The organism is Streptomyces sp. NPDC052052, assembly GCF_040680455.1.
In the GTDB taxonomy this organism is placed as follows: domain Bacteria; phylum Actinomycetota; class Actinomycetes; order Streptomycetales; family Streptomycetaceae; genus Streptomyces.
In genome coordinates this window covers 345038-357346 of the sequence record NZ_JBFAWU010000002.1, presented here as the reverse complement: position 1 = coordinate 357346, position 12309 = coordinate 345038, and the positions used below count along the sequence as shown (strand labels likewise).

The following is a 12309-nucleotide window of genomic DNA, read 5'->3' as shown; positions in this document are numbered from 1 at the left end:
TCTCCGCTCATGTCGTGGACACGAAGACTTCTGGTGGTCCTTGCGGCGCTCGCCGCCGCCCTTCTCGCGGCACCGGCCGCCCAGGCGCACGAGGAACGTCCGGTCACCCTGCCGGACGGAACCGGCAGCGTCCCCGCGTACCGCACCGGTGAACCGGACCTGCTGGTCTGCAAGACCGACCGGGCGGACTTCGAACGCCGGGTGGCCGGCTTCCCGGACGGCCTGCGGGCCCGGAACCTGAAGCTGTTCGACCGCTGCCTCAAGTCCGGCTACCGCCACCTCCAGCAGGCCGTCGACGCGGTCTCCGGGCCCGGCATGAACATCGCGATCCTGCCCGGCCTGTACGAGGAGGAGCCCTCGCTGCCCGAGCCGGTGGGGGAGTGTGCCCGGCTGAAGGCGCCCGAGTCCCAGCTCGGTTACCAGATCCTGTCCTACGCGCAGCAGGTGCGGTGCCCGCACAACCAGAACCTGGTGGCGATCCTCGGCAAGAAGAACCTCCAGATCGAGGGGACCGGCGCCGAGCGCACGGACGTCGTCATCGACGCCAAGTACCAGAAACTCAACGCCATCCGGGCCGACGGCTCCGACGGCATCTACTTCAGGAACTTCACCGCCCAGCGCACCACCTTCAACTCCCTGTACGTCCTGGCCCAGGACGGCTTCGTCATCGATTCCGTCCTCACCCGGTGGAACGACGAGTACGGCTTCCTGACCTTCGCGAGCGACCACGGGCTGTACAAGGACTGCGAGTCGTACGGAAACGGCGACTCGGGCATCTACCCCGGCAGTGCGTCGGACATCAACGACGCGTACGGCTACGACGTGCCCCGCTACTCGATCGAGATCACCGGCTGCCGCAGCCACCACAACATGGTCGGCTACTCCGGCACCGCGGGCGACTCCGTCTACGTCCACGACAACGAGTTCGACCACAACATGGGCGGCGCCTCGATGGACAGCGCCTTCCCCGGCCACCCCGGACTGCCGCAGAACCACGCCCGCTTCGAACGCAATCTGATCCACGACAACAACGCCGACTACTACCCCTACGTCGCCGACGGCACCTGCGCCAAGGCACCCGTGGACCGGGGGTACGAGGACGGGGTCGTCTGCCCGCAGATCTCCATGCCGCCCGGCAGCGGAATCATCACCGCGGGCGGCAACTGGAACCTGTACGAGAACAACTGGATCTACGGCCAGAACCGGGCCGCCTTCTTCCTCACCGCCGTCCCCGCCTTCATCCGGGGCGAGAACGCGCTGTCCAAGCAGGCCGACACCTCCCACCACAACCGGTACGCGGGCAATCACCTCGGCACGGACCGGGCGGGCAACTCCCGGCCCAACCGCATGGACGTGTTCTGGGACGGCCAGGGCGACGGCAACTGCTGGCAGTCGGACACCGGCCCGTCCTCCCCGCGTGCCCTGCCCGTCTGCGGAACGGAGCGCGGCGCCGTGTCCGGCAGCACCGACCGGATCGTCGGCGAGCCGCTCAAACTCGCCCAACTGCTGGTGTGCGCCGACTACGACGTGCGGGCGCGGCGGCTGCCGGCCGGCTGCGACTGGTACGGGGCACGCGGGATCGAACGCATCGAGGTGCAGGTGACGTCCGCGATCGCGCTGGTGCTCGCCCTGGTCGGCGGAACCCTGTGGTGGCGCAGGCTGCGCGGCAGCCGGCTCGCCACCGCGGCGACGGCGCTCGGCGCGATCGGACTCGTCCTGGACGTGGCCGGATCGACCACGGGGCTGTCCTCCTCCTACGTGCCCGCGCTGGCGCTGCTGCTGACCGGGGTGTGGTGGGCCGTGACCGGCCTGGTGCTGCGGGGCGAACGGCCATGGCTGGGCTGGACCACGGTGGTTTTGGGCGCGCTCACGCTGCTCGATGCCGTCGACAAGGCCGTGTTCATGATCCCGTGGATACCGCTCAGCCCCGCCTGGGTGCGGGGACTGCTCGGAGTGGTCTGGGTGGTGTGGGCCGTCGTGGCCGCCGCCCGGCACGGCGAGCAGGGCGCCCCGGACGGCCCGGACGCGCCGGGGACGGATCCCGCTCCGATGGCGGACGCGGTTGCCGCCCCCGCCCCGGAAGGAGACGTGTCGTGAGGCGTCCCCTTCGGCGACTGCGGGCCGCCCGGCCGGGCGCCGCAGCCGCCACCCTGCTCGCCGCGTGCCTCGTGTTCGGCGCGAGCGCCTGCGGCGGGCGAGCCACCACCCACCACAGACCGGGCACCAGCCATGAGCAGGCCAACGGCAGTACCGGCCGGCTCCTCACCGCCGACGACGGGTCAGGACACCGGCTGCGCCAGGTCGATGCCGAGGGAGCCCCCGAGGTGACCCTCGCCGTCCGGGCCGACTCCGAGGACGGGTGGAACGTCCATCTCTCCGTACGGAACTTCCGGTTCACCCCGGACAGCGTGGGCGGCGCCGCGCTCCCGGGGCGCGGCCACGCCCGGCTGTTCCTGGACGGCCACCCCCTCGCCCGGGTCTACGGCCCCTGGTACCACCTCCCCGCCTCCCTCGTCCGCGAGGCCGGCGGCGGCACCGGTCTCACCGCCCGGCTCTACGCCGACGACCACACCGCCTGGGCCGTGGGCTCCGCCCCCATCCAGGCCACCGCCTCCCTCGCCGCCCCCGCACCGTCCACCGACCCCGCGCAGGGCGGCTCCGCCCCACCACGGCCCGGCACGACGCTCGACATCGCCGTCACCCACGGCAGGGTCAGCCCAGCCCCCGGCCGCACCGAGGTGAAGAAGGGGCAGACCGTCGAACTCCGGGTCCGCAGCGACCGATCGGACTCCCTCCACGTCCACGGCTACGACAAGGAGGCGCGGCTGCCGGCCGGGAAGACCGTCACCCTGACCTTCACCGCCGACCGCACCGGGCTCTTCGAGGTCGAGACACACGAGTCCGATCTGCTTCTGACCCAGCTCGTCGTACGGTGAGCGTCCTCGCCCACGGCATCGGCGCCCAGCACGACCTGCCGCTGTCGCCCTTCTACGCCTTCGCCGGAGCCTTCGCCGCGCTCTTCGTCTCCTTCCTCGCGCTCGGCCTGCTCTGGCCCACCTCCCGATTCCGCGGCGACCGGGCAGGCCGCCCGCTCCCGGCCGCCGTCCAGCGCCTCGCCGACGCCCGCGCCACCCGGACCGCCGCGCGCGTCCTGGGCGCGGCCGCCGCGCTGTTCGTCCTGCTCCATCTCCTCCTCGGGCCGGACGACCCGGACCAGAACCCGGCTCCCGGCGCCGTCTACGTACTCCTGTGGGTCGGCCTCGTGCCCGCCTCGCTCCTGCTCGGCCCGGTCTGGCGCCTGCTCAACCCGCTCCGCACCCTCCACCTCCTGGTCTGCCGGGCACGGGGCCGGGATCCGGACGCGGGCCGGCCCCTGCCCGGACGTCTCGGCATGTGGCCCGCCGCGGCCGGTCTCCTCGCCTTCACCTGGCTCGAACTCGTCGCCCCCGACCCCGCGTCGGCCACCGCCCTCCTCCTCTTCCTCACCCTCCACGCCGCCGTCCACCTCGCGGGCGCCGCCCGGCACGGCGCCGCCTGGTTCGACCGGGCGGACGCCTTCGAGGTCTACTCGGGGCTGCTCGCGCGGCTCTCCCCGCTCGGCCGGCGCCCCGCCGACCACCGCCTCGTGCTCCGCTCCCCGTTCAACGGACTCGACGGCACCCCGCAGCTCCCCGGACTCGTCGCCACCGTCTGCGTCATGCTCGGCTCCACCGCCTACGACGGCTTCTCCGACGCCCCCTCCTGGATCACCACCGTCCAGACCTCACCCTTGGGGCGCACCACGACCGCCACGCTCGGACTCCTCGGCGCCGTCGCCCTCGTCGCCTCGCTCCATGTGCTCTGCGCCGGAGCCACCCGGCTGATCTCCGGACGTCTCCGCCGGCCGCTCACCGCCTTCGCGCACGCACTCGTCCCCATCGCCCTCGGCTATCTCGTCGCCCACTACTTCACGCTCTTCGTCACCGAGGGGCCGCGCACCGTCCAGCTGGCATCCGGCGCCGACCATCCCGCCCCGCCCGAACCGCCCCTGGGGCCGGGGGGCGTCGCCACGCTCCAGGTCGCCGCGATCGTCCTCGGCCACGTACTCGGCGTCGTCGCGGCCCACGACAGGTCCGTACGCCTCTTCCCGCCCGGCCGCGCCGTCGTGGGGCAACTCCCGCTGCTGGTCCTGATGATCACCTACACCGTCGGGGGGCTGTCCCTGCTCATCGCCTGACGTCCGCACCGGACCGGCCCCGCCACCCCGGAGGAGGACCCACGGCATCATGGAGCCCGTGCCCCATGCGAACACCCACCTCCGCCGCGCCCCCGTGCAGCAGCGCAGCGCCGAACGCCTGGCCCGGATACTCGACGCCTGCGCCGAACTCCTCGACGAGACCGGGTACGAGCAACTGTCCACCCGGGCCGTCGCCGTCCGTGCCGAGGTCCCCATCGGCTCCGTCTACCGGTTCTTCTCCAACAAGCGCGCGCTGACCGACGCGCTCGCCCGGCGCAACCTGGACAGCTACGCCGAACGCGTCACCGCCCGCCTCGACGCCATCCCGACCGCCGACCGGCGCGGCGCCGTCGACGCCGTCCTGGACGAGTACCTCGCGATGAAGCGGACCGTGCCCGGCTTCGCGCTCGTCGACTTCGGCGCACCCGACCCCGAGGCCGACCCCGCCAGTGACGCCAACCACCGGGTCGCCGGGCGGCTCGCCGCACTGCTTTTCGGACACCTCGGCCAGGCACCCGGCGAGGATCTGCTCCGCACGGTCCTGGTCTGTGTCGAGGCCGCCGACGCCCTCCTGCGACTCGCCTTCCGTACCGACCCATCGGGCGACCCGGCGATCATCGCCGAGACCCGGCGCCTGATCAGGGCCTATCTCGCGGAGGCCCTGGACCGGCCGTGAGGAGGTGACGCGGTTCCGTCGGCGGGACAAAACGGCCGAGGACCGTCCGATGCGATGCGACCTTTGCGCGAATCATTCCCAGCACCCGGGGCCGTAGGTTAATTTCGGCCCACTGCAGCCGCTCCCCGCTCCATCTCTCCCTTCACGGGCGGACCCACATGACTCGCGCCATCTCCCTGCACAACGTCAGCAAAGCGTACGGACGGACCACGCGTGCCGTCGATCGTTTCTCACTCTCCATCGACCCGGGCGAGTTCGTCGTCCTGCTCGGCCCCTCCGGGTGCGGGAAGTCGACCGTGCTCCGCATGATCGCGGGCCTGGAGGAGATCACCGAGGGCGAGCTGCTGCTCGACGGCGAACCGGCCAATGACCTCGCCCCCCGAGAACGCGGCATGGCGATGGTCTTCCAGAACTTCGCGCTCTACCCGACCATGACCAACCGGGCCAACATCGGCTTCCCGCTGAAACTGGCGAACCCGCGGCAGGACCACACCGCCCGCGTCGAGGACACGGCCAGAATGCTGGGCATCGAAACCGTCCTCGACCGCTATCCCGGCCAGCTCTCCGGCGGCGAACGGCAGCGGGTCGCCATGGGCCGGGCCATCTCGCGCCACCCCTCCGCCTTCCTGATGGACGAGCCGCTGTCCAACCTCGACGCGAAACTCCGCAACCATCTGCGCGCCGGGATAGCCCAGCTCACCGCGGAGCTGGGCGTCACGACCGTGTACGTCACGCACGACCAGGCCGAGGCGATGTCGCTGGGCCACCGGGTCGCCGTGATGCGCGGCGGACGCCTCCAGCAGGTGAGCCCGCCGCGCGAGGTCTACGCCCTGCCGGAGAACGTCTTCGTGGCCGCGTTCATCGGCACCCCGCGCATCAATCTGCTGGAGGCCGTCGTCCACGCCCCCCTGGAGGGGCGGATGTCGATCGACCTCGGCCGGCAGCGGCTGCCGCTGCCCGAACCGCTCAGCCCCGACCACCAACTGCTCCGCATCCAGCAGGGCCGGCGGCTCATCGTCGGACTGCGCTCCGAGGCCGCCAGGATCGCCCCGCCCGGACAGGCCCGCCCCGGTGAGGTCGCGCTGAGCGGCATCGTCGAACACGTCGAGTACCAGGGCCACGAGGCGCTGGTCCACCTCGACACCGGGTCGCGGCCCGCCCTGGTGCCCGATCTCGAATCGGCCCGCCCCGACCAGTCCGTGTCCCGCCGGCGCCGCACGGGCAACGGCGGCGGAGTCGGCGTACTGGAGCGGATCAGGGAGCGCGCCACCGCTCGCATCGGCGCTGTCGGCGCCGCCCTCGACGAGCGGGCCCAGGACGGTGCCCCGAACGCCCTGCACAGTCCGGACCACCCCGCGGTCACGAGCGCCGACCTGGTCGTGCGGACCGGCCCCGACATGCGGCTGCGGACCGGCGCGCAGGTTCCGCTGCTGGTCGACCTCGCGCACCTGTACGTCTTCGACCACCAGGGCCGCCGGATCTGCCCGATGCCGAAGGACATCCCGGGGTTCGACGTCTGAGGCAACCGGCCGGAAGGGCTGCCGGGAAGCCCCAGCGCACCGGCCTGAGCCCGGAGTTGACCTCAAGTCCACTGGAGGTCGTACGTTCCTTGCATGAGTATGGATGCCACCGCGTGGTCGCAGCTGCACAACGTCATGAACGCGCAGGCCGACCGGCGCCCGTTCGACCGAGCCACCCTGCGGCGTATCGCCGCGTTCGCCCGTCCGCACCGGCGCCGGGTCGTCCTGTTCCTGGTGCTGAGCGTGGCGACGGCGCTGCTCGCGGTCGCCACCCCCGTCCTCGCCGGCCGCGTCGTGGACGCGATCGTGACCGGCGGGGACCGGGGCACCGTCGTACAACTGTCCCTGCTCATCGCCGTGATCGCCGTCACCGAGGCGGCACTCGGGCTGGTCGGCCGCTGGCTCTCGGCGAACCTCGGCGAAGGGCTGATCCTCGACCTGCGCACCGCCGTCTTCGACCATGTGCAGCGCATGCCGATCGCGTTCTTCACCCGCACCCGCACCGGGGCGCTCGTCAGCCGGCTCAACAACGACGTCATCGGAGCCCAGCGCGCCTTCAGCAACACACTCTCCGGTGTCGTCAGCAACCTCGTGACGCTGCTCCTCACCCTCGTCGTGATGCTCTCGATCTCCTGGCAGATCACCGCACTCGCCCTGGTGCTGCTGCCGGTGTTCGTCGTGCCCGCGCGCCGCATGGGCTCACGCATGGCGAGACTCCAGCGGGAGGCCGCGGCCCACAACGCCGCGATGGGGACCCGGATGACCGAGCGCTTCTCCGCTCCGGGCGCCACCCTGGTCAAGCTCTTCGGCCGGCCCGCCGACGAGTCCGCCGAATTCGCCGCCCGAGCCGGCCGGGTGCGCGACATCGGGGTACGCACGGCCATGGCCCAGTCCGCGTTCATCACCGCCCTCACCCTGGTGTCCGCGCTGGCGCTCGCCCTGGTCTACGGGCTCGGCGGGGTCTACGCGCTGCGCGGCCAGTTGGACGCGGGTGCGGTCGTCGCCCTGGCCATGCTGCTGACCCGGCTGTACGCCCCGCTCACCGCCCTCGCCGGAGCACGGGTCGAGGTGATGAGCGCCCTCGTCAGCTTCGAGCGGGTCTTCGAGGTCCTCGACCTCGAACCGCTCATCGACCAGAAGCCGGACGCACGGACGGTGCCGGACGGGCCGGTCTCCGTGGAGTTCGACGACGTACGCTTCGGCTACCCGTCCGCCGACAAGGTCTCCCTCGCCTCCCTGGAGGACGTCGCGACCCTCGACACCCGCGACGGCGGCGAAGTGCTGCACGGCATCTCCTTCCGCGCCGAACCCGGCCGGACCGTGGCCCTCGTCGGCTCCTCCGGGGCGGGCAAGTCGACCATCGCGCAACTGCTGCCACGGCTGTACGACACGGACGCGGGCTCGGTACGCATCGGCGGCATCGACGTACGCGACCTGTCCGCCGCCTCCCTGCGTGACACCCTCGGGATGGTCACCCAGGACGGCCACCTCTTCCATGAATCGGTCCGGGCCAACCTCCTGCTCGCCCGCCCGGAAGCCACCGAGGAGGACCTCTGGGACGCACTGCGCCGCGCACGGCTGGACGGACTCGTCGCCTCGCTGCCGGACGGGCTCGACACCGTTGTCGGCGAACGCGGCTACCGCCTCTCCGGCGGTGAACGGCAGCGGTTGACCATCGCCCGGCTGCTGCTGGCCCGCCAGCGCGTCGTCATTCTCGACGAAGCCACCGCCCACCTGGACAACACCTCCGAGGCAGCCGTCCAGGAGGCGCTCGCCGAAGCACTTGCCGGACGCACCGCCGTGGTGATCGCCCACCGCCTCTCCACCGTGCGGGCGGCCGATCTCATCCTGGTCGTGGAGGGCGGGCGGATCGTGGAGCGCGGAACCCACGACGAACTCGTCGCGGCCGGCGGCCGGTACGAGGAGCTGTACCGGACGCAGTTCGCGAGCCCCGGCACACAACCCGCAGAACTCGGCTGACACCGGCCCCGGCCGAGGCCGGTACGGACCGAGCCGCCCGGCGCGTGCCGGGCGGCTCTGGCGCCGAAAAACTAACGCCGCTAGTTTGGGGTGCGGACGACAACGGCCGTACCCATGTCCGGGAGGAAACGCCATGAAGGCCCACGACGGTATGTACATCGGCGGACAGTGGTGTCCCGCATCGGTCCCGGACACGATCGCGGTGGTGAACCCGGCGGACGAGCAGGTCATCGCCCGGGTCCCGGCCGGCACGGCCGAGGACGTCGACGCCGCGGTACGGGCCGCCCGCGCGGCGCTCCCGGGGTGGGCGGCCACCTCGCCCGCCGAACGCGGGGCCCGGATCGCGGCCCTGCGTGATGTCCTGGCCGCCCGCCAGGACGAGATCGCCGCCACCGTCACCGCCGAACTCGGCGCACCGCTCCCGCTGGCGCAGGCGGTGCACGTGGGGCTGCCGGTCCTGGTCGCCGGTTCGTACGCGGAACTGGCCGCCTCGTACCCCTTCGAGGAGAAGCACGGCAACTCCACCGTCCTGCTGGAGCCCGTCGGTGTGGTCGGGGCGATCACCCCGTGGAACTACCCGCTGCACCAGATCGTCGCCAAGGTGGCTCCCGCGCTCGCGGCAGGCTGCACGGTCGTGCTCAAGCCCGCCGAGGACACCCCGCTGACCGCACAGCTCTTCGCCGAGGCCACCGAGGAGGCGGACCTGCCCGCCGGGGTCTTCAACCTGGTCACCGGTCTCGGCCCGGTCGCCGGGCAGGCACTCGCCGCGCACGAGGACGTCGACCTCGTCTCGTTCACCGGCTCCACCGTCGTCGGCAGGCAGATCGGCGCCACCGCGGGCGGTGCCGTCAAGCGCGTCGCGCTGGAGCTCGGCGGCAAGTCGGCCAATGTCATCCTGCCCTCCGCCGATCTGGCCCGGGCCGTCAAGGCGGGTGTCGCCAACGTGATGTCCAACTCCGGCCAGACGTGCAGCGCCTGGACCCGGATGCTCGTGGACGCCGAGCGGTACGAGGAGGCCGTCGCCCTGGCTGCCGCGGCCGTCGCCGTGTACGTGCCGGGGGAGCGGGTCGGCCCGCTCGTCAACGCCAAGCAGCAGGCCCGGGTGCGCGGTTACATCGAGAAGGGCATCGAGGAGGGCGCCCGGCTCGTCGCCGGCGGCCCCGAGGCCCCGCACCCGACCGGGTACTACGTCAGCCCCACCGTGTTCGCCGATGTCACCCCCGGGATGACCATCGCCCAGGAGGAGATCTTCGGCCCGGTCATCTCGATCCTGAAGTACGAGGACGAGGACGACGCCCTCCGGATCGCCAACGGCACCGTCTACGGGCTCGCGGGCGCCGTCTGGGCCGCCGACGACGCGGAGGCCGTCGCCTTCGCCCGCCGGATGGACACCGGACAGGTCGACATCAACGGCGGCCGGTTCAACCCGATCGCCCCGTTCGGCGGCTACAAGCAGTCCGGCGTCGGCCGCGAGCTCGGCCCGCACGGCCTCGGCGAGTACCTCCAGACCAAGTCCCTGCAGTTCTGAACCACGCCCAGGCCCCCGAGCCGTCCCTCTCCTTTCTCTGAAGCCTCTCCGAAGCCCCTCCGAGCCGCCGTCCGATCAGCAAGGAGCCGTTCGTGGTCCGAGCCGCCGTACTTCCCGCCGTAGGGGCCCCTTTGGAGGTCACCGACATCGAACTTCCCGAGCCCGGCCCCGGTCAGGTGCGGGTGCGCCTCGCCGCCGCCGGGGTCTGCCACTCCGATCTGTCCCTGGCCGACGGAACGATGCGGGTGCCGGTCCCGGCCGTGCTCGGACACGAGGGCGCGGGCACGGTCGTCTCCGTCGGTGAGGGCGTCGGCCATGTCGCCCCCGGTGACGGGGTGGTGCTCAACTGGGCGCCTTCCTGCGGCAGTTGCCACGCCTGTGTGCGGGGCGAGGTCTGGCTGTGCGCCCATGCGCTGGACGGGGCCGCCGCCGTCCACGCCCGGCGCGCGGACGGCGGCGGAGAGCTGCACCCCGGCCTCAACGTCGCCGCGTTCGCCGAGGAGACGGTCGTCGCCGCGGGCTGCGTCCTGCCCCTCCCGGACGGCGTCCCGCTGGTCGACGCCGCGCTTCTGGGCTGTGCGGTCCTCACCGGATACGGGGCCGTGCACCACGCGGCGAGGCTGCGCGAGGGCGAGACGGTGGCCGTGTTCGGGGCCGGGGGAGTGGGCCTGGCCGCGCTCCAGGCCGCCCGTGTCGCCGGTGCCTCACGCATCGTCGCGGTCGATGTCTCCCCCGCCAAGGAGGAGTTGGCACGCCGGGCCGGAGCCACGGACTACGTGGTCGCCTCGGAGCACACCGCCCGGGAGATCCGTGCGCTCACGGACAGGCAGGGGGTGGACGCCGCCATCGAGTGCGTGGGGCGGGCCGTCACCATCCGCACCGCCTGGGAGTCGACCCGCCGCGGCGGCAGGACCACGGTCGTCGGCATCGGCGGCAAGGACCAGCAGGTGACCTTCAACGCCCTGGAGCTCTTCCACTGGGGGCGCACCCTCTCCGGCTGCGTCTACGGCAACTGCGACCCCGTGCGGGACCTGCCCGTGCTGGCGGACCACATCCGTGCGCAACGGATGGACCTGGGGGCCCTGGTGACGGAGCGGATCACGCTCGACGGCATCCCGGCCGCCTTCGACGCCATGCTCGCAGGCAAGGGCGGACGGGCCGTGGTGGTCTTCTGAGATCGGCCCCCGGGGTGGGGCCCGCCCCGGGGGACCGATCCGGACTCACGTCGTGGGCGGCGCCCCCACCCGTCCCGTGGTGAGCAGCCGGGCATCCATCTCGCCCTGTTCGAAGAGCTGGGAGGCCGAGCCGACGATCAGCGGGTCGGGCTCTCCCACCACGTCCGCGTCCTTGCCCGGGTAGTCGAAGCGGTGCAGCACATGCCGGATCGCCTCCAGCCGGGCCCGCTTCTTGTCGTTGCTCTTGACCACTGTCCACGGCGCGTCCGCCGTGTCCGTGTGGAAGAGCATCAGCTCCTTGGCCTCGGTGTACGCGTCCCACTTGTCGAGCGAGGCGAGGTCGACCGGGCTGAGCTTCCACTGCCGCACCGGATCGATCTGCCGGATCATGAACCGGTTGCGCTGCTCGTTGCGCGAGACCGAGAACCAGAACTTCACCAGATGGATCCCGTCCCGGGCGAGCATCCGCTCGAATCCCGGTGCCTGGTGCATGAACTCCAGATATTCGCGGGTGGTGCAGAACCCCATCACCCGCTCCACCCCGGCCCGGTTGTACCAGGACCGGTCGAACAGGACGATCTCCCCGGCGGAGGGCAGATGGGCCGTGTACCGCTGGAAGTACCACTGGCTCCGCTCGCGTTCGGTGGGCTTCTCCAGCGCCACCACCCGTGCACCACGGGGATTGAGATGCTCGGTGAAGCGTTTGATCGTGCCACCCTTGCCCGCCGCGTCACGCCCCTCGAAGAGGATCACGATGCGTTCGTCGCGCTCCTTCACCCAGTGCTGGAGCTTGAGCAGTTCGATCTGCAGGGCGCGCTTGGACTTCTCGTACGCCTTGCGGCTGAGCTTCCTGGAGTACGGATAGTCCTCGCGCCAGGCGTCCTGGGCCCGGCCCTCGGGCGTGACGAGCACCGGATCGTCGTCGCCGCTGTCGGTCACCGCGAAGCCTTCGAGCGCCGGGCCGCCGTGGCGGGCCGCCTCGGAGAGGACGTCCGGCACGTCCTCGCGGGGCCCGGCCGACTTCTTCGTCGGCTTCCTGCGGCTGCTCGGCCCCTTGGCGCTCCGCGTCATGTCAACGTCCCTCCACCGGCTCAGCCGGATTTCTCCGCGTCAGGCCAGTCTGCGTACGCATCCGGGAGACCGCCACCCCGGCCAGGCAGAGCAGCCCCCCCGCCGACGGTGAGCGGCGCGGGCACCTCGGCCCTCTCGGTCGC

The 12309-nt window shown here is 72.1% G+C and carries 9 protein-coding genes and 1 pseudogene; 8 read left to right on the top strand and 2 right to left on the bottom strand.

Annotated elements, in window-relative coordinates; translation table 11 throughout:
* The first annotated feature begins 9 nt into the window (after positions 1-9).
* From AB0L71_RS03535 to AB0L71_RS03500, 8 genes are all read left to right on the top strand, one after another.
* Positions 10-2097: a right-handed parallel beta-helix repeat-containing protein gene (locus tag AB0L71_RS03535; RefSeq protein WP_365237323.1), complete on the top strand. Its 2088-nt coding sequence runs from the start codon at positions 10-12 to the stop codon at positions 2095-2097.
* Positions 2094-2936 carry a hypothetical protein gene (locus tag AB0L71_RS03530; protein ID WP_365237321.1) on the top strand — a complete coding sequence of 281 codons (843 nt, stop codon included), beginning with the start codon at positions 2094-2096 and terminating at the stop codon, positions 2934-2936. The genes AB0L71_RS03535 and AB0L71_RS03530 overlap by 4 nt, the downstream gene beginning before the upstream one ends.
* Positions 2933-4216 carry a hypothetical protein gene (locus tag AB0L71_RS03525; RefSeq protein ID WP_365237319.1) on the top strand — a complete coding sequence of 428 codons (1284 nt, stop codon included), beginning with the start codon at positions 2933-2935 and terminating at the stop codon, positions 4214-4216. Before AB0L71_RS03530 ends, AB0L71_RS03525 begins: the two co-directional genes overlap by 4 nt.
* A gap of 49 nt (positions 4217-4265) precedes the next feature.
* Positions 4266-4892 (top strand): TetR/AcrR family transcriptional regulator, encoded by a 627-nt coding sequence (locus AB0L71_RS03520; RefSeq protein ID WP_365237317.1) that lies wholly within the window; start codon positions 4266-4268, stop codon positions 4890-4892.
* A gap of 158 nt (positions 4893-5050) precedes the next feature.
* Entirely contained in the window at positions 5051-6412 is a 1362-nt protein-coding gene (locus tag AB0L71_RS03515) for an ABC transporter ATP-binding protein (protein WP_365237315.1), read from the top strand.
* Positions 6413-6505: 93 nt separating this feature from the next.
* Positions 6506-8392, top strand: coding sequence for an ABC transporter ATP-binding protein (locus AB0L71_RS03510; RefSeq protein WP_365237313.1), 1887 nt, complete (start codon positions 6506-6508; stop codon positions 8390-8392).
* A 133-nt stretch (positions 8393-8525) separates the two neighbouring features.
* On the top strand, positions 8526-9920 hold the full coding sequence (locus AB0L71_RS03505) for an aldehyde dehydrogenase family protein (RefSeq protein ID WP_365237311.1): 1395 nt from the start codon (positions 8526-8528) through the stop codon (positions 9918-9920).
* Positions 9921-10012: 92 nt separating this feature from the next.
* Positions 10013-11095 carry a Zn-dependent alcohol dehydrogenase gene (locus AB0L71_RS03500; protein WP_365237309.1) on the top strand — a complete coding sequence of 361 codons (1083 nt, stop codon included), beginning with the start codon at positions 10013-10015 and terminating at the stop codon, positions 11093-11095.
* Positions 11096-11140: 45 nt separating this feature from the next.
* On the opposite strand, the gene ppk2 is transcribed toward AB0L71_RS03500, so the two are convergent.
* Both ppk2 and AB0L71_RS03490 read right to left on the bottom strand, forming a co-directional pair.
* On the bottom strand, positions 11141-12166 hold the full coding sequence (gene ppk2, locus AB0L71_RS03495; protein ID WP_365237307.1) for a polyphosphate kinase 2: 1026 nt from the start codon (positions 12164-12166) through the stop codon (positions 11141-11143).
* Position 12167: 1 nt separating this feature from the next.
* Positions 12168-12294, bottom strand: a pseudogene (locus AB0L71_RS03490) (EamA family transporter); the annotation flags it as partial.
* Positions 12295-12309 lie beyond the last annotated feature (15 nt).